Origin of the sequence: Marinomonas rhodophyticola (assembly GCF_026113935.1) — a bacterium.
GTDB classification, from domain to species: Bacteria; Pseudomonadota; Gammaproteobacteria; order Pseudomonadales; family Marinomonadaceae; genus Marinomonas; species Marinomonas rhodophyticola.
Genome location: NZ_JAPEUL010000011.1, coordinates 107520 through 123532 on the forward strand (window position 1 = coordinate 107520; position 16013 = coordinate 123532).

General features: G+C 46.0%; 18 protein-coding genes. 14 read left to right on the plus strand and 4 right to left on the minus strand.

The features are described 5' to 3' along the window. Positions 1–7: 7 nt before the first annotated feature. From ONZ52_RS20065 to ONZ52_RS20075, 3 genes are read right to left on the minus strand one after another with little or no spacing between them, the layout of a single operon-like run. Positions 8–679 (minus strand): iron-containing redox enzyme family protein, encoded by a 672-nt coding sequence (locus ONZ52_RS20065; protein WP_265220430.1) that lies wholly within the window; start codon positions 677–679, stop codon positions 8–10. Continuing rightward, positions 676–2151, minus strand: coding sequence for an AMP-binding protein (locus ONZ52_RS20070; RefSeq protein WP_265220431.1), 1476 nt, complete (start codon positions 2149–2151; stop codon positions 676–678). The genes ONZ52_RS20065 and ONZ52_RS20070 overlap by 4 nt, the downstream gene beginning before the upstream one ends. After that, on the minus strand, positions 2151–2834 hold the full coding sequence (locus tag ONZ52_RS20075; RefSeq protein WP_265220432.1) for a thermostable hemolysin: 684 nt from the start codon (positions 2832–2834) through the stop codon (positions 2151–2153). Before ONZ52_RS20075 ends, ONZ52_RS20070 begins: the two co-directional genes overlap by 1 nt. 434 nt (positions 2835–3268) lie before the next feature. On the opposite strand from ONZ52_RS20075, the gene ONZ52_RS20080 reads away from it, so the two are divergent. From ONZ52_RS20080 to ONZ52_RS24900, 3 genes are read left to right on the plus strand one after another with little or no spacing between them, the layout of a single operon-like run. After that, positions 3269–4756 carry an amidase gene (locus tag ONZ52_RS20080; RefSeq protein ID WP_265220433.1) on the plus strand — a complete coding sequence of 496 codons (1488 nt, stop codon included), beginning with the start codon at positions 3269–3271 and terminating at the stop codon, positions 4754–4756. 29 nt (positions 4757–4785) lie between these two features. Continuing rightward, positions 4786–5862 carry a D-serine ammonia-lyase gene (gene dsdA / locus ONZ52_RS20085; protein WP_321160385.1) on the plus strand — a complete coding sequence of 359 codons (1077 nt, stop codon included), beginning with the start codon at positions 4786–4788 and terminating at the stop codon, positions 5860–5862. Continuing rightward, positions 5825–6109, plus strand: coding sequence for a hypothetical protein (locus ONZ52_RS24900; RefSeq protein WP_321160386.1), 285 nt, complete (start codon positions 5825–5827; stop codon positions 6107–6109). The genes dsdA and ONZ52_RS24900 overlap by 38 nt, the downstream gene beginning before the upstream one ends. A gap of 98 nt (positions 6110–6207) precedes the next feature. Here ONZ52_RS24900 and ONZ52_RS20090 read toward each other — a convergent pair whose 3' ends face one another. Next, complete coding sequence (locus ONZ52_RS20090) at positions 6208–7152, minus strand: LysR family transcriptional regulator (RefSeq protein WP_265220434.1); 945 nt, start codon at positions 7150–7152, stop codon at positions 6208–6210. 197 nt (positions 7153–7349) lie between these two features. Here ONZ52_RS20090 and ONZ52_RS20095 point away from each other — a divergent pair, with 197 nt between their 5' ends. The 11 genes from ONZ52_RS20095 (at position 7350) to ONZ52_RS20145 (ending at position 15809) form a co-directional block, all read left to right on the plus strand. Further along, complete coding sequence (locus tag ONZ52_RS20095) at positions 7350–8900, plus strand: ABC transporter substrate-binding protein (RefSeq protein ID WP_265220435.1); 1551 nt, start codon at positions 7350–7352, stop codon at positions 8898–8900. 85 nt (positions 8901–8985) lie between these two features. Continuing rightward, on the plus strand, positions 8986–9903 hold the full coding sequence (locus ONZ52_RS20100; RefSeq protein WP_265220437.1) for an ABC transporter permease: 918 nt from the start codon (positions 8986–8988) through the stop codon (positions 9901–9903). A 10-nt stretch (positions 9904–9913) separates the two neighbouring features. Continuing rightward, a complete protein-coding gene (locus tag ONZ52_RS20105; protein WP_265220438.1) occupies positions 9914–10096 on the plus strand; it encodes a hypothetical protein in 183 nt (60 codons plus the stop codon). Beyond that, positions 10056–10832, plus strand: a complete 777-nt coding sequence (locus tag ONZ52_RS20110; RefSeq protein WP_265220439.1) for an ABC transporter permease — start codon at positions 10056–10058, stop codon at positions 10830–10832. Before ONZ52_RS20105 ends, ONZ52_RS20110 begins: the two co-directional genes overlap by 41 nt. Positions 10833–10848: 16 nt before the next feature. Continuing rightward, positions 10849–11844: an ABC transporter ATP-binding protein gene (locus ONZ52_RS20115; RefSeq protein ID WP_321160387.1), complete on the plus strand. Its 996-nt coding sequence runs from the start codon at positions 10849–10851 to the stop codon at positions 11842–11844. Beyond that, positions 11844–12068, plus strand: a complete 225-nt coding sequence (locus ONZ52_RS24905; protein WP_321160388.1) for an ATP-binding cassette domain-containing protein — start codon at positions 11844–11846, stop codon at positions 12066–12068. Before ONZ52_RS20115 ends, ONZ52_RS24905 begins: the two co-directional genes overlap by 1 nt. Further along, positions 12061–12678, plus strand: coding sequence for an ATP-binding cassette domain-containing protein (locus tag ONZ52_RS20125; protein WP_265220440.1), 618 nt, complete (start codon positions 12061–12063; stop codon positions 12676–12678). Before ONZ52_RS24905 ends, ONZ52_RS20125 begins: the two co-directional genes overlap by 8 nt. Positions 12679–12728: 50 nt before the next feature. Then, the gene (locus tag ONZ52_RS20130; protein ID WP_265220441.1) at positions 12729–14144 is read left to right on the plus strand and encodes a M20 family metallopeptidase; all 1416 of its coding nucleotides are present in this window, start codon (positions 12729–12731) and stop codon (positions 14142–14144) included. Between the two features lie 10 nt (positions 14145–14154). Further along, the gene (locus ONZ52_RS20135) at positions 14155–14802 is read left to right on the plus strand and encodes a M20/M25/M40 family metallo-hydrolase (RefSeq protein ID WP_265220442.1); all 648 of its coding nucleotides are present in this window, start codon (positions 14155–14157) and stop codon (positions 14800–14802) included. Continuing rightward, positions 14738–15373, plus strand: coding sequence for a M20/M25/M40 family metallo-hydrolase (locus tag ONZ52_RS20140; protein WP_265220443.1), 636 nt, complete (start codon positions 14738–14740; stop codon positions 15371–15373). The genes ONZ52_RS20135 and ONZ52_RS20140 overlap by 65 nt, the downstream gene beginning before the upstream one ends. Positions 15374–15401: 28 nt before the next feature. Beyond that, positions 15402–15809 (plus strand): Rid family detoxifying hydrolase, encoded by a 408-nt coding sequence (locus tag ONZ52_RS20145; protein ID WP_265220444.1) that lies wholly within the window; start codon positions 15402–15404, stop codon positions 15807–15809. The last annotated feature ends 204 nt before the right edge of the window (positions 15810–16013 follow it).

The following is a 16013-nucleotide window of genomic DNA, read 5'->3' on the forward strand; positions in this document are numbered from 1 at the left end:
GTTTCTCCTATGCCGCGTCGGCTTGAGCCGCCGCATTGTCTAGCTCACGGAAAATATTGGCGTACAGTTTGAAAAACATTTTTGCGCTGTGAATGATCTGATCTTGCTCGTTTTTATCAGTGATTTTATTCATCAGATTTTCAAAGAAGACAATGTGTTCTTGATCCAATGAGCCATGTGAACGCAAATAGCTAAAGGCATTCGCAGGTAAATCGAGTTTGTTTTTAATTTGCTCTGCGGCGTTATCCGCTAAGGCAATGCTGGTGCCCTCAAGTACAAAAACCATGCCGAAAAAACGCAATGGATTGATACGATTGATCGTGTCGTAAGCATACGCCACCATCAATTCTGTTGCAGATGCGGGTTGGCTTTTACGGACGGCTTCTTTATCGGCGCCGCAGGCTGCGATGTCGTTTAGGATCCATTCTTGATGGCCCATTTCTTCTTCTATGTATTCGCCAACGGCTTCCCGTAGCCATTCTTTTTCTTCGGGTAAACGACTGCCCACTGCCATCAATAATGGCACGGTGTGTTTGACGTGATGATAGGCTTGAGTCAAAAAGTCGACGTAGTTTTCTAAAGTGATTTGGCCATGGAAACAGCGCTGAATAATCGGTGAGGTCACCAAGTATTGTCTTTCGGCTAGGGTTTCCTGTTGTAGGCGTTGGTAAAGTGTCATAGGGATTCTCCAAGTGCGGTGTTCAATTGTGAAAAAGTGTTTTGGTATAAAGGTTCAATCTGGTCGGCAAAATGCACCAAAATTTTGTGACGAATTGGTTTTCCTGTCGCGGTGACCATGCCAGGAATCGTCATTAATGGCTGCTCGAGTGGAAGCCAAGTGCCAATCCGGGCGTAGTCTGGCAAGTGTTGATTCACCATGGAAATCACGTGTTGAATTTGTTCTTCGGTGATGTTTGCTGCAGGGCTGAGTAAGGCGCCGCAATAAGGCCTTGCTTCACCAAACACTAATACTTCGCGGAAATACCCTGTCGCCATAAGTTCGGCTTCTACCCATTCTGGTGACACGTTGCGACCAAACGAGTTAATGATGATGTTCTTTTGGCGCCCATCAATGTTCAAAAAGCCATTGGTTAGGCTGACCAAATCACCAGTGCGGACTTCTTTTGGGTAGAAGCTTTCTGGTTGATTGAGGTAACCAAGGAATAGGTTGCCAGTGATCACCAATTCGCCTTGCTCAATGTGTAGTTGATTGTGAGGCAACACGGCACCTGCGGAGGCTTGATCTTGTTGTGCTGGCGTATTTAATGACACCACAGAGGCGCATTCAGACAAACCGTAACCTTGATAAACTGGCAAACCAAGGGCGTGCGCTTTTTGCACCAACCCCGCCGCGACTTTACCACCACCAACCGCGATAAATTGTAACGAGGTCGGCGGCTTCCATCCCTGCAGGCAGGCACCAAGAAACAGTGACAGTAACTCTGGTACCAAAATTAAACTGGTAGGCTGTTGTTGGCTGATCAATGCTAGTAATTGTTGTGGCTGAGTCAAACGGCTGCCGCTAAAGCCGCGTTCTTCTTGGTTTGCCAAAATAATGGTGCCGCCAACCAAAAGAGGCGAATAAATCCCCGCGATGTTTTCTAACAAGGTCGCCAAAGGCAATAGACACAAATGACGAACGTCTTGCAGGGCGACCGCCTTGGCAAGGGAATGGGCGACATTGAGCTGCGATTCATTGCTCAAACAGACGCCTTTCGGATTGCCTGTGGTGCCCGATGTAAAGGTGATTTTATGAGTGCCAGTTGGAATTTGTGGCTTGTTTTGTACGGTTAAACGAGAGACATAAACCCCTTCAAACGGGCTGTCTGTTGCGTCATGGTTAGCTGGGCTGTTGTTGTCTTGTGTCAGCATCAATTCGATGCCGCTTTCATTTAGCAAGTGAGCCGTTTGTTGAGGGCTAAAAAAGCTCGGCACTGGCACGCAGCAAAGCTCTGCGTCTTGGCAAGCCAGATCAAATAAAACCCACTCAATGGTGTTGTCCATGGCGATGGCAACCCGAGACACTTGTTGCTCTATCAGCCAGTTTTTACGAGCAGTTACGGCATTGGCTAATGCTTGATAAGTGAGCTTTTTATCTTGTTGTATTAGGGCGACATTATTGGCCCATTCTGGAGAAGAGAAATACCACATTATGCGTTCCTTAGCTGTAGCAATAAATGTTGAAAGTTGGCTTGTACAAGATCCATTAAGGCTTCAAGTTCAGGTTGTTGCAGCGCTAGTGCGACGGCTTTTTTTACATCCAGAAACATGACCTTAGGGTGATTGTCGTAATAGCTGCCCCATTGAGTGCCGTCACTTTTTAGCAAGTTAGGGTTTGCATCGGCTAAAAAAGTCAGTGGTAATTTCAGCTTATTAAGTAGCTGACGTACCTTATCTGTGCCAGCAAAGACCAAATAGTTCACCTCAGAAAGATACAATCCCATGACCACCGTCATTAACAATGGCAAGGTAAAACGTTGGTTTTGGCTATACAGATTCCCCAGCTCCGCCACATTCGAACGTTCTGTCCAAACGCCGTGTTTTTGCAGGCTATCGGTGATCGACATAGGCAGATACTGTTCGACAAACAATGGTTGAGTGCCGCGACGAACGCCCATTACTGCTCTTAACCCTTGTGCCTTTATGCCAAGTAGAATCGGCATAAACGTATTGATATCGGCTTGATACTTTTTCGCAAAACCGTCTTTTACGAAGTTTTCTAAATCTCGTCGAGCACCACCATCAACGCTCGCGGCAACAAATTCATAGGGCATGGTCGGTGTTGCGACTTTGTTCCGCTGGATGTTGGTATGTACTGAATCTGAAGGCTGCATAATGGGATACCCCTTAATTTATATAGCTTCAGATTAGAGACATAGAATTAAGGAAACCTTATGTCTAATCATTAATTTATTAATATTAATAAATTAATTTCGCCAATCCTTTATTAAGGAAAAGCTTTTATTTTCATTGGGTTATGGTCGTTTTTTGATTTTTTAAAGAAGTGTTGATTTCTTCAGAAAAAAGTTTTCTTAAGGATTCTTAAGAAAGCGCTTGAAATTAAGCAATGGATGGCTATTCACTATAAAAATATCGCTATATTTTTTGACAAGATAGGCTGCTTTTTTGATCCTAAGGTTCGCTCTTGATTTTGCCTTGCTTAAAATGCATGGCGTCTTTCGAATTATTCCGCTTTTTCGATGCTTTTTTGCGGCTTAACATCTTTTTATTTTAATGAAGATGTGAAGAACTCACTAAGAAGGTATGGATGGAAGCCTGTGATCTAAATGCCGCTGAAGCGCGCCGCTTGATGGCGCAAAAGTCGTTGTCTGTTATGGAGTTAGCACAAAGCTGTATTACACGAATGAATGCCGTGAATCATGCTGTCAACGCGATCGTTGCCTGTGATCCAGACGATCTTATGGCCCAAGCAAAGCTGGCTCAACAAGCTATTGATAAGGGGGAACCGTTGGGCGTATTGCATGGTTTGCCATTGAGCGTGAAAGACATGGTCGACCTGAAGGGATTCCCGACGACGTTTGGCAGTACTATTTACAAAGACAATATGGCCACATCCGATGACCCAATGGTCGCGCAGCTACGTCAAGCAGGCGCTTTGCCGCTGGGGAAAGCCAATAATCCGGAATGGAGTGCAGGCGGCAATACACGCAATGCGGTGTATGGCGCAACGGCGAATCCGTTTGATGTGACGCGTTCAGCGGCCGGATCGTCTGGTGGCTCGGCGGTGGCGTTGGCTTGTGGTATGACACCATTAGCAACGGGATCAGATACGGGTGGAAGTTTGCGAAATCCAGCGGCTTTTTGTGGCGTGGTGGGCTTTCGTCCTTCTCCAGGTGTGGTGCCTGGACACAGTCGGCCAATTGGTTTAATTCCTATTTCAACCAATGGTCCGATGGCGCGTTCTGTCGAAGACGTTGGTTTGATGTTATCGCAGATGATTCGTCCAGATCGCCGAGATCCTTGGGTGTCTGTGGTGGAAGGCGTTGGGCAACACAACGCCGATGCTTATCGTCATTTGCCAGACTTTGATTTGAGTAGTGCGAAAGTGGCGTTTACCAACGACTTTGGTTTTGCCATGACGGAAAATTTGATCAAAGAATCCTTCCAAGAAAAAATCGACAAATTTGGTTCTGTATTCGCCCAATGTGACAACGCCCATCCTAATTGCGACAACGCCGATCATATTTTTGCGGTATTAAGAGCGCTTAATTTTTCCGGTCATCATCGCGATTTGTCCCACCAATACCCAGAGCAAATGGGGCCAAATATTCTGATGAATATTAAAGAGGGCGAGTCATACAGCGCATTAGACGTGGTAAGTGCGCTAAACAAACAAACGGTGATGTATCGTGCCTGGCAGGTATTTTTTGACGAGTATGATTTTATTCTAGCGCCCACCACTACCATTAGTCCGCGAGATTGGCATGAACTTTACCCAGAGCAGATTGATGGTAAGCCGACACAAAGTTATTATCACTGGCTTTCTATGGCGTATGCATCGACTTTAACAGGTCACCCGTCTGTAACCTTGCCAGTGGGACGAGACAAAAACAACATGCCGTTTGGCTTGCAAATTATTGGCCGACGCGGTGATGATTTATCTACCTTGGCGTTTGCCAAAGCGTTAGAAGCCTTATTAGATAAAACGCCAGATTTAGCACGCCCAAGAGTCGATATTGCTTTGTTGTCTCGTTTACCCGCGTTGAAACATGCCGAAGGTTTTATGGGCTTCTAATCTATCGAGGTCTTTTATGGAGTATTTGAGTGACTGATTATATTTCTAATTCCGTTGTGCAGTCGCTTATTGCGTTGCAGGAAATCACTTGGTTCAATCCGAGAAAAGTGCGCTTTGATCAGGTGCAATCTGATCTGTCCCTACAAATGTCAGATATGCTCGATGCCTCGGATCGACTCACGCGTTTTGCGCCTTACCTTGCTCAAGTGTTTCCCGAAACGTCAGCTACTAATGGAATCATTGAATCTGAATTGAAAGCCATTCCTGCTATGCAGCATGCCTTATCAGACTCGGTGAATCTCGACATTTCTGGTCGCTTGTTGATGAAGTGTGATAATCAATTGCCGATTGCGGGTTCCATTAAAGCGCGCGGTGGTATTTATGAAGTCTTGTTGCATGCCGAGCGTTTGGCGTTAGGTAATGGCTTATTGAAAAACAGTGACGACTATCGAATATTTGATTCTGAGCCTTTTCGAGCGCTGTTTTCCAAGCATCAGATCGTCGTTGGCTCAACTGGAAATCTAGGCCTGAGTATCGGCATTATGAGCGCCAAACTGGGCTTTGATGTCACGGTTCATATGTCGTCGGATGCTCGTGAATGGAAAAAAGCCTTGCTGAGAAGTAAGGGCGTTAATGTCGTTGAACATACAGCTGATTATGGCGTTGCTGTAGAGCAAGGGCGACAGGAAGCCATGCAAAAAGACACGGCGTATTTTATCGATGACGAAGATTCCACTTCGCTGTTTTTAGGCTACAGCGTAGCGGCGTTACGTCTACAAAAACAGCTAGTCGAGCAGGGCATTGTTGTCGATAAAGATCATCCCTTGTTTGTCTACTTGCCTTGCGGTGTTGGTGGCGCACCTGGCGGTATTACTTTTGGCTTAAAACAAGTATTTGGTGATCATGTGCATTGTTTCTTTGCTGAGCCAACCCATTCGCCTTGCATGGTGTTAGGTATGGAAACAGGCTTGCATAATGGTATCTCAGTCCAAGAGTTAGGTATTGATAATCAAACCTGTGCCGATGGCTTAGCGGTTGGCCGACCTTCAGCCTTTGTTGGTCCTATGGATGGATTCGCTGCTCAGTGGTGTTTATACGGTTTCTGACGATAATATGTCTCGCCATTTGGCCATGCTGGTGGATGCAGAAGGCATTCCTGTGGAGCCGTCTGGCGCAGCTGGCGTAAGTGGCGTACTGCGAGTGTTAGCTGAGAGTGGCGATTACCTAACCGCACATCAAATTGAAGATAAAATGTCGCAAGCGACGCATATCATCTGGGCGACGGGCGGTGACATGGTGCCGGAAGAAGAAAGAAAAGCCTACTATCAAAAAGGCCAAGCCTTGCTGTCTTAAAGTCTTATTGTCTTAAAGCACATTTGTCTTGCTGAAAGAGCCAAAAGTAATGCTTTGGCTCTTTTTACCCTATTTTTTTAATGGCTGCTGCGGCGCTTTTATGAAAGAGCCAAGTTTATATCTTCAATGTTCTCTTCATGCTGCATTTTTTCAATCATGTAATTTAGAAATACTCTTACGGCAGCAGGTAAGGTGCGGCCAGAGAGGGTTTGCACCTCAATATTGCGGATGTCCATGCCTCGATCCCGAATGGGGATAGCAACCAGTTCGTTAGACGCGAGTTGATGGCGCATAGAGATTTCTCCCGCAAGATGCACGCCGCCTTCATAAGTCGTAAAGCGATTCAAGGTCGCCATGTTGTTAGAGACCAGAACCGGATCGAATAACAGGTTTAAGCGACTGCAACAGATATCGAACAGCTGTCTTACGGTAGTGTTTTCTTCTGGTAGGGCAATCGGATAGGGCTGTAGTTGCGCTAAAGTAACGGTTTTTTTGTTTGCCAATGGATGGTTGGGATGCACTACCGCAACGACGGGGGAGGGTTGTCGATATGCAACTTGAATGTCTTTGGCGGGAGATAAATTTAATGTTATGCCTATGTCTGCATCACCGTGGCTGACGCGTCGTGATACCTCTGCAGGTGAACTGACATAAATATGAAAATGAATGCCTTCGTGTTGTTTGCGAAAATTTGCGATGTTGCGTGGTAAGAATTCCATCGCAAAACCTTCCGAGCAAGAGATGTTTACATGACCTCGGTTTAGGCCCTCTAAAGCGGCAATTTCTGACACAACTCTGTCCGATTCTAGTGCGTTCTTACGTGCATACACGGCTAACATTTCCCCTGCTGCACTCAATTCCATCCCGCGAGGGCGGCGTTCGAAGAGTGTTGTACCGAGAATATCCTCTAGGCTATTTATCTGCCTACTTATCGCGCTGGCTGCCACATTTAGGTGCAAAGATGCTTCACTAATAGAGCCATACCTTGCAACCTCTAAAAAATAACGTAGCGCAGTGTCTTGTAAGCGTAATGCGGCTTTCATGGCATTTTTCCTGAATTTTATCAACTATTAATGGTTTTTATCAGATTTTATGATGTCTGTCATTTCGCCATAGGCATGCTTTTTTGGCAACGTTTCTTTGCATTTTTTTTAATTGTGGCAATGGTTGTTTTTGCATAGTGTGAATGAAAGTTGCATTGCGTGAATATCAAATTAAAAAGGTCAAAAGGAACGAAACGATGAAAAAATTCAGTTTTAACCACTTTGCTCTACGTAGAACGTTGGTCGCTACTCTTGTTGCTGGTTCTTTAGTTGGTATCTCAGCTCCCGTATTAGCCAATAAAGCGAATGATACTTTGGTATATGCCGTGGGACTTGAGCCAGAAAACGTCAGTCCTTATCACAACAATGTGCGGGAAGGGATTATTTTGTCTCATTTGGCTTGGGATACGTTAATTTATCGTGATACCAAGACTGGTGAATACAAACCTTTATTAGCGACCAGTTGGAAATGGGAAGATGCCACACATTTGTTGTTCACGTTACGCGAAGGTGTGACCTTCCAAAATGGTGATGCATTTAGCGCCGATGATGTGGCTTTTACATTTAATTATGTGACATCGCCTGAGTCAAAAATTGTCACACGCCAAAATGTCGACTGGATTGAGCGTGCAGAAAAAGTCGATGATTACACCGTGCGTTTAGTGTTGAAACAACCTTTCCCTGCGGCATTAGAATACTTGTCTGGCCCGACGCCGATTTACCCTGAAAAATATTTTAAATCCGTTGGTATTGAGGGTTATGCCAAAGCACCAATAGGAACCGGTCCTTATAAAATCACCGAGGTTCTGAGTGGTGAGGGTGCGAATTTAGAGCGTTATGAAGGCTATTTTGAAGGCGGTCCAATTAGCAAACCAGCCATCAGTAAAATTCAATTTAGAGTGATTCCCGATCCAGATGCGCGTCTTGCCCAGTTGATGACAGGTGCAGTGGATTGGACGTGGCGAGTGCCGTCTGATCAAGCCGATGAAATGAAGATGATGCCTAATTTGCAAGTGGTGAGTTCTGAAACTATGCGAGTGGGTTATTTGGCAATGGACACCAGTAGTGAAGCCCAGAAGGATTCACCCTTTAGGAATAAATTGGTTCGAGAAGCTGTGAACTATGCGATTAATCGTGATGCTCTTGCGAATGAGCTGGTGCGTGGTGGAAGCCGTGCTATTTACACTCCGTGCTTCCCTTCCCAGTTTGGTTGCGATGTATCTGCCGCTAAAAAATACAATTATGACCCTGCTAAAGCTAAAGCTTTGCTTGCCGAAGCGGGTTATCCAAATGGTTTTGAAACCGATTTTTATGCCTATCGAGATATGGATTTGGCCGAAGCGGTGTTAGGTAATCTTCGCGCTGTCGGTATTACGTCTAAGATGCACATGTTGACCTACGCAGCTTTGCGTAAAGAGCAGCGTTCAGGGAATGTGCCTTTAGCATTTCAAACATGGGGTTCTTATTCGGTAAATGATGCGTCTGCTATGACCAGTGTGTACTTTAATGGTGGCGCAGATGATATGAATCGTGACACAGAGGTAATGGCTTTAGTCGATGCAGCGGACACCAATGTGGACCCAGAAATTCGTAAGAAAAATTACAGTGAAGCGATTAAGAAAATCACTGAAGCCGCTTATTGGAATCCCATGTTTTCTTATTCTAGTAATTATGCCTTCAGTAAAGAACTGAACTTCACCCCTTATCCTGATGAATTACCGCGCTTTGTAGAGTCAAGCTGGAAGTAATGCGTAAGACGCTTATTGCACAAGTGCGGTAAGCGTCGCTGGCTTCTTTAGCAACAAAGATTCAAAGACGGTTGTGGAGTTTTTTATGCTGGTATTTATATTTCGTCGGTTGCTGGTGGCATTCAGTGTGGCGATCACCGTTTCGGTTGTGAGCTTTATGTTGCTGCATTTATCAGGCGATTTGGCTATTTCAATAGCGGGTCCTGAGTCTACTGCTGAGCAGGTGGAGCAAATCAGAATCGATTTTGGTTTGGATAAACCTATGGTGTATCAATACTTTGATTGGCTATGGTCAGCGGTGCAATTGGATTTTGGACGCTCTTATTATTTTCAAGATACCGTGATGTCACTGATTAGTGAACGTTTACCTGTGACGCTCACTTTAGGTGCTCTGGCATTAGGATTGGCGACTGTTGTGGCGATTCCTTTGGGGGTTATTGCCGCGATTAAACAAGATACTTGGATTGATCGTTTGGCGTTAACCATCGCGGTTATTGGTCAAGCCATGCCGAGTTTTTGGTTTGGTCTTACTCTTATTGTGGTCTTTGCGGTGACCTTGCAATGGTTGCCTGCTGGGGGCAATGAGTCTTGGCAGCATTTTGTATTGCCTGCGATTGCACTGGGATACTATGCCATGCCTGCCATGATGCGTTTAACACGCACAGGCATGCTGGAAGTGTTGAATTCTGATTACATTCGCACGGCTCGCTCTAAAGGCTTAAATGAGTCTTCGGTGATTTTCAAACATGCACTGCGCAATGCGGTTATCCCTGTTGTTGCCTTAGCGGCGGTCGAGCTAGGTTTTATGCTCGGTGGTTCGGTAGTAATTGAATCAGTGTTTTCGTTAAAAGGCTTAGGTCAACTCGCGTGGGATGCGATTACCCGTAATGACTATCCAGTGGTGCAAGCCGTGGTGTTGATTATTGCGGTGTTTTATATCCTGTTAACTTTTCTAGCGGATGTGATCAACGCCATGCTTGATCCACGTTTGCGTGTCCGCTGAGGTGCCTACTATGTCTGATGCGACTTCTACTGTTTCAACGGTTTCTAATGCCAATACGTTTTTGCCAGTGGTGCCTGAATGGAGGCGCACGATGAATCGTTTTATGGGGCATCGTGGTTTGTTAATGGGCTTCAATTATTCTTGGTTTGATTGTGGTACTGGCAATATTAGCGCCTTGGTTGGCACCACATGATCCGTATTTACAAAATATTTCTCAGCGTATGATTCCGCCCGTTTGGCACGAAAAAGGTTCTTGGGAACATATTTTTGGCACCGACAAATTAGGCCGAGACTATCTAAGTCGTTTGCTTTACGGGGCGCGAATTTCCTTGACGATTGGTTTGTCCGCTGCGCTTATTTCTGGGCTGATTGGCACCACATTGGGTGTTTTGGCTGGCTATTTCGGTGGCCGAGTCGATGCGGTGATTAGTTACATCATTACGACGCGTTTGGCCATGCCGGTTGTTCTTGTGGCGTTGGCTATGTCAGCTTTAGTTGGCGGTTCCTTACAAATGGTGATCATCTTATTGGGCTTGCTGTTATGGGATCGATTCGCGGTGGTGGCGCGCTCCACGACTCAGCAATTACGCGATGCTGAGTTCATTGCTTCGGCCAAAGTGCTAGGTGCGTCAACCACTTACATTCTAGTGCGGGAATTATTGCCTAATATCTTAAGTGCATTAATTGTCGTGATGACCTTGGAAATGGCTCATGCCATTTTGTTGGAAGCAACCTTGTCTTTTCTTGGCTTGGGCGTTCAGCCGCCCATGCCGTCTTGGGGATTAATGATTTCGGAAGGGAAGGGGTATATGTTTTTTAAACCTTGGGTCATTGCGATTCCCGGCATTGCGCTGATGGTGTTGGTATTGGCGATTAACTTAGTAGGCGACGGTTTGCGTGATATGAACGCACCAGAAGGCCGGAATTGAGGCCAAAGGAGACATCATGAAACGAATACTCGAGGTAAAAAATTTACAAGTCAGTCTGCCAACGCCAAATGGCGATTTGCGAGCGGTACGTGGCATTGATTTGCACGTAAACAAAGGTGAAATGCTCTGCATCGTAGGGGAATCTGGGTGCGGTAAATCCATGACCTCCATGGCGTTGATGGGGTTGTTGCCGAAGCGTGCAGAAGTGACCGCCGAGACAATGCAGTTCGACGGCATGGATTTATTGTCCTTATCGAAAAAAGAACGCAATCAAGTGCGCGGTATGCGCATGTCGATGATTTTTCAAGAGCCGATGACCTCGCTGAATCCTTCTTATACCTTGGGCAATCAGTTGTGCGAGGGCATTATTAAGCATAAAAAAGTGAGCAAAGATGAAGCTAAAAAACGCGCAGTGTATTTATTGGAGCGTGCTGGTGTACCGTACCCCGAAAAGCGTTTAGACCAGTATCCACATCAATTATCGGGCGGTTTACGCCAGCGGGTGATGATCGCCATGGCGCTGATGTGTGAGCCTGATTTGATCATCGCCGATGAACCAACCACGGCACTAGATGTGACGATTCAAGCACAAATATTACGTTTGATTCGAGAGCTTCAACAAGAGTTTGGCACCGCCGTTATTTTTATCACCCATGACCTTGGTGTGGTGGCGCGTATCGCCGATCGTGTGGCTGTGATGTATGCCGGACAAGTGGTGGAAACGGCGTCTGCGCAAGATCTGTTTTCTGATCCTCAACACCCTTATACCAAAGGTCTACTCAACTGCATTCCGATTCCGGGTAAGACCTTACCTGGTAGTCATTTGGAATCAATTCCGGGCGTGGTACCGAGTTTGATTGGCGAGCTAAAAGGCTGTGCGTTTGAAAACCGTTGCAGCGTCTCGATTGGCGAATGTTGTTACCGTTCGCCTCGTTTAGAGAACCATCTAGTCTCAGAGGCTCATCAAGTACGTTGTCCTATTGCGACGGCATCATTTCAGGAGGCGGTATAATGGCGGAATACGCTTTGGAACTAACGAATCTGTCGCGTCACTTTTATCTTAAAAATGGCGCATTTAAAGAACCTACATTGCTAAAAGCCGTAGACGGTATTTCGTTGCGCATTCGTCCCGGTGAAACCTTGGGTTTGGTTGGCGAATCTGGTTGTGGCAAAAGCACCTTGGCGAAAATGATTCTAGGCTTACTGGAAGCTCACCGATGGGGATATTTTGATTAATGATAAGGTCAGAGGATTAAGTTCACGTCTTGATATGTCTCGTCAGCTGCAGCCGATTTTTCAAGACCCTTATTCGTCTTTGAATCCACGTAAAACCATCGAGCAAATTATCCGCTTGCCACTGCAACTACACAAAATGGGGGACGTTAACAGTCAGCAAAAAGCCGTGAAAGACATCAGTGACTTAGTCGGCTTGCCTGAGCGGTTATTAAAAAATTATCCGGGACAATTGTCTGGTGGTCAGCGTCAGCGGGTTGCTATTGCGCGTGCTTTGATTCTTAAACCCAACATTCTGGTGTGTGATGAGCCAACGTCGGCGCTGGATGTGTCCGTTCAAGCGCAGATTCTTAACCTATTGATGGATTTGAAAAAAGAGCTAGGACTGACGTATTTATTTATCAGTCATAACCTTGGCGTGGTGGAGCACTTGGTGGATCGAGTTGCTGTTATGTATCGCGGCAAAATTGTCGAGCAGGGTACACGGGAAGAGATCTTTCAAAATGCGCAACATCCTTATACCCAAGCCTTGTTATCTTCTGTTTTAACGCCGGAACCGGCATTGGGGTTGCCTGAAGTGTTGGATTCAAGTGCGTGGGATAAAGCATCTTAAATACCTTTGATTTTGCCTTTTAGCCTAGCTTTTATTTTTAAGGAGAGAACATGAGTCGTCAATCGACCATTCAAGGTGCGGAGTTTTATTTTGATTCTGGCGCTTTTTTTACGGCATTAGAGCAGCGCGTTAGCGTTCACAGTGAAAGCCAAAATCACCACGCTTTTGACCAGTTACATGCTTATTTGCAAGACATTATTATGCCCGAGCTTGCTTCTTTGGGCTTTCAATCACGCCTTGTTGCTAATCCTGTGACGGAAGTAAATCAACCGGGTTCTTGGCCCTTTTTGATTGCCGAACGAATCGAAGATCCAACTCAGCTGACGTTGCTGACCTATGGTCACGGAGACGTGGTGCGCGGTTATGACGATCAATGGAAAGCAGGATTGTCACCTTGGAAAGTGGTGGTGGATGGCGACCGTTGGTATGGCCGTGGAACGGCGGATAACAAAGGCCAGCACACCATCAACTTTGCTGCATTAAAGCAGGTGATTGAGGCGAAAGATGGCAAGCTAGGCTTTAACGTTAAAGTGATTTTAGAAATGGGCGAAGAAGCCGGTTCCCCAGGGTTAGCAGAGCTTTGTGAGCTGTATAAAGAGGAACTGGCAGCGGATTTGTTTATTGCCTCCGATGGCCCAAGACTAAGTGCTGAGCATCCAACCATTTTTCTTGGATCACGCGGTGGTTTTAATTTCGATATGAAAGTGTTGTTGCGCGATGGCGCCCATCATTCTGGTAATTGGGGTGGTTTATTGAGCAACGCCGGCACGCGCTTGGCCCATGCTTGGGCGTCTATGGTGGATGCTAAAGGTAAGATTCTTGTCAAAGGTTTGTTGCCTGCGCGCTTGCCAGAATCGGTTCGCCAAGCACTTAAAGACATTCCTGTGGGAGAAGGAGCAAACAGTCCAGCCATTGATCCTAATTGGGGTGAAGTCCGATTTAACCCCAGCCGAGCGAGTTTTTGCGTGGAACACTTTAGAGATGCTGGCCTGCAAAACGGGCAATCCGGATATGCCTGTGAATGCAATTCCAGGCTACGCCAGCGCCCATTGTCAGCTGCGTTTTGTGGTCGAAAGCGACAGTCAAAATTTTTAAAACATATCCGAGATCATTTGGATCTACATGGCTTTAGTGATGTTGAAGTCACTGATAGCGGCCATACTATGGAGGCGACACGCCTTGATCCTGAAGACCCTTGGGTGGATTGGGCCTTGGCTTCACTCGCGCAGACAACCGGTAAAAAAACTGTGCTACTGCCTAACTTGGGGGGCTCGCTGCCCAACGATGTGTTTGCCAATATTCTCAATTTGCCCACCGTTTGGGTGCCACATTCTTACCCTGCGTGCAGTCAACATGCGCCAAATGAACACGTATTAGCGCCAGTGTGTCGTGAAGCTTTACAGATTATGACGGGGCTTTTTTGGGATTTATCTGAACAAGGTGCCTCGATCCAGGCAAAACGTTAAGGAGAACGAAATGACAATCACGACAGCAAAAAAGCTAAGCAACAGCGCACTCGCACCTTATGCGGATTTACTCTGTGACTGGCTCGCCACTCAAGAAGACGAGATGATTCAGTGTCTACAGGAATTAGTCGATACCGACTCGAACAGCTATGACAAAGAGGGGGTCGATGCGGCAGGACGGCTAATGGCGTCTTGGTTAGAAGCCGATGGTATCGAATGTCGCTGGCATAAATCGGCAAGCTCTGGCGATGTGTTGGAAGCACGTATTGGTTCTGGATTTGATAAAAAAGATTCTCAGCCAGCCATCTTTCTGATGGGACACAGGGATACGGTTTTCCCAAAAGGCACCGTTGCAACACGTGGCTTTACTCGTGATGGTATGACGGCGTTTGGGCCAGGCGTAGCAGATATGAAATCCGGTTTAGTATTGAATTGTTTTGTGTTAAGAGGTTTGCAGTATTTATTGAATAACTCTGATATCGATGAATTACCTCATCCGGTTGTTGGCTTGTTCACTGGTGATGAAGAAATAGGCTCGCCAGAAGGTCGTCATGTTATTCAACACATGGTGAAGGGGGCAAAAGCGGTTTTCAATGCCGAACTCCGGTCGCATCAGTGGCAATGTGGTATCGGCTCGAAAAGGCGGTGCGAGCTTTGAAATTATCGTCAAAGGCAAAGCCGCTCACTCTGGTGTCAATCATGCCGATGGTGTCAGTGCTATTGGCGGCTTGGCTTTAATCATTACTGAGCTGCATGCACTGACCGATTATGAAACGGGAGTGACAACCAATGTCGGTTTAATCAATGGTGGTATGTCTTCTAATACGGTTGCCGCAGAGGCCAAAGCTAAATTGGATTTACGCTACATCACGAAAGAGCAAATGGTCGATGCGATGGACGCGATTCAGGCCATTGTTGATATGCCTAGGCTGCAAGGTGTAACCGCTTCGGTACGCTTAATATCGGCGTTTCATCCGTTTGAATCCAGCATGAGCGATGGGCTATTAGCCCATTATCAAACACAAGCTGAGTCATTAGGCTTTTCCGTTGAAGGGGAATTTACAGGTGGCTGCTCGGATGCTGGTTTCACGTCGTCGATGGGTGTTCCGACCTTATGTGGAACGGGCACAGTGGGCGCAAAAATGCATACTGAAGGCGAGCTTTGTTTGTTAGATACCTTTGTACCTCGCACGCAAGCCGTCGCCAAAAGTGTGTTGCTTTTGCCGTAAGGGTCGAACCTTTTAAAGGAGATAAATCATGCTTCACTCAATTGAAACAGAGCTAGCACCATCCGAATCTGAGGTTTGTTCACAAGCGATAAAGACTGGCAACTGGGCGTTTTTATCAGGGCAAATTCCTCTAGTTGTCGAGTCTAATACCTTGCTTCAAGGTTCGATTACTGAACAAACCGCTCAGGTTTTTCATAACTTGAGCGCGGTGGCAATGGCATCTGGCGGCTCACTTGAACATGTGGTGAAGCTGACGATTTACCTTAAAGACATGGCGAACCTAGTGGAATTCAATGAAGAAATGCTTAAGCACTTTAGCTTGCCACTTCCTGCCAGAGCCGTTGTATCGGTAAGTGCCTTGCCAATGGATGCCGAGATGCAAGTGGAAGCCATTATGATGATTCCAGATCCTGTTTGGTCGCTTGCTGTTACTTGATCAATTTTTAGTTCTCCATACTTCTAATTCTTAATAATGGTTTTATACCTCCCTTAGACCGCTTTTTTATTCTATTAATAGACTAAAACAGTGGTATTTTTTTGCCCTAAATTCCTCTGTTTTCTCGTCATATTGTTTCGCTAGAAATCTCATTTATCGAGGTAAATAAATCTAGTTTAATGGATGAAATTATATTTCATATTA

Excerpts from the sequence above, each read along its gene's own strand:
- ONZ52_RS20065 (WP_265220430.1), bottom strand. The coding sequence starts at position 679 with ATGACACTTTACCAACGCCTACAACAGGAAACCCTAGCCGAAAGACAA.
- ONZ52_RS20070 (WP_265220431.1), bottom strand. The coding sequence starts at position 2,151 with ATGTGGTATTTCTCTTCTCCAGAATGGGCCAATAATGTCGCCCTAATA.
- ONZ52_RS20075 (WP_265220432.1), bottom strand. The coding sequence starts at position 2,834 with ATGCAGCCTTCAGATTCAGTACATACCAACATCCAGCGGAACAAAGTC.
- ONZ52_RS20080 (WP_265220433.1), top strand. The coding sequence starts at position 3,269 with ATGGAAGCCTGTGATCTAAATGCCGCTGAAGCGCGCCGCTTGATGGCG.
- ONZ52_RS24900 (WP_321160386.1), top strand. The coding sequence starts at position 5,825 with ATGGATTCGCTGCTCAGTGGTGTTTATACGGTTTCTGACGATAATATG.
- ONZ52_RS20090 (WP_265220434.1), bottom strand. The coding sequence starts at position 7,152 with ATGAAAGCCGCATTACGCTTACAAGACACTGCGCTACGTTATTTTTTA.
- ONZ52_RS20095 (WP_265220435.1), top strand. The coding sequence starts at position 7,350 with ATGAAAAAATTCAGTTTTAACCACTTTGCTCTACGTAGAACGTTGGTC.
- ONZ52_RS20100 (WP_265220437.1), top strand. The coding sequence starts at position 8,986 with ATGCTGGTATTTATATTTCGTCGGTTGCTGGTGGCATTCAGTGTGGCG.
- ONZ52_RS20105 (WP_265220438.1), top strand. The coding sequence starts at position 9,914 with ATGTCTGATGCGACTTCTACTGTTTCAACGGTTTCTAATGCCAATACG.
- ONZ52_RS20115 (WP_321160387.1), top strand. The coding sequence starts at position 10,849 with ATGAAACGAATACTCGAGGTAAAAAATTTACAAGTCAGTCTGCCAACG.
- ONZ52_RS24905 (WP_321160388.1), top strand. The coding sequence starts at position 11,844 with ATGGCGGAATACGCTTTGGAACTAACGAATCTGTCGCGTCACTTTTAT.
- ONZ52_RS20130 (WP_265220441.1), top strand. The coding sequence starts at position 12,729 with ATGAGTCGTCAATCGACCATTCAAGGTGCGGAGTTTTATTTTGATTCT.
- ONZ52_RS20135 (WP_265220442.1), top strand. The coding sequence starts at position 14,155 with ATGACAATCACGACAGCAAAAAAGCTAAGCAACAGCGCACTCGCACCT.
- ONZ52_RS20140 (WP_265220443.1), top strand. The coding sequence starts at position 14,738 with ATGCCGAACTCCGGTCGCATCAGTGGCAATGTGGTATCGGCTCGAAAA.
- ONZ52_RS20145 (WP_265220444.1), top strand. The coding sequence starts at position 15,402 with ATGCTTCACTCAATTGAAACAGAGCTAGCACCATCCGAATCTGAGGTT.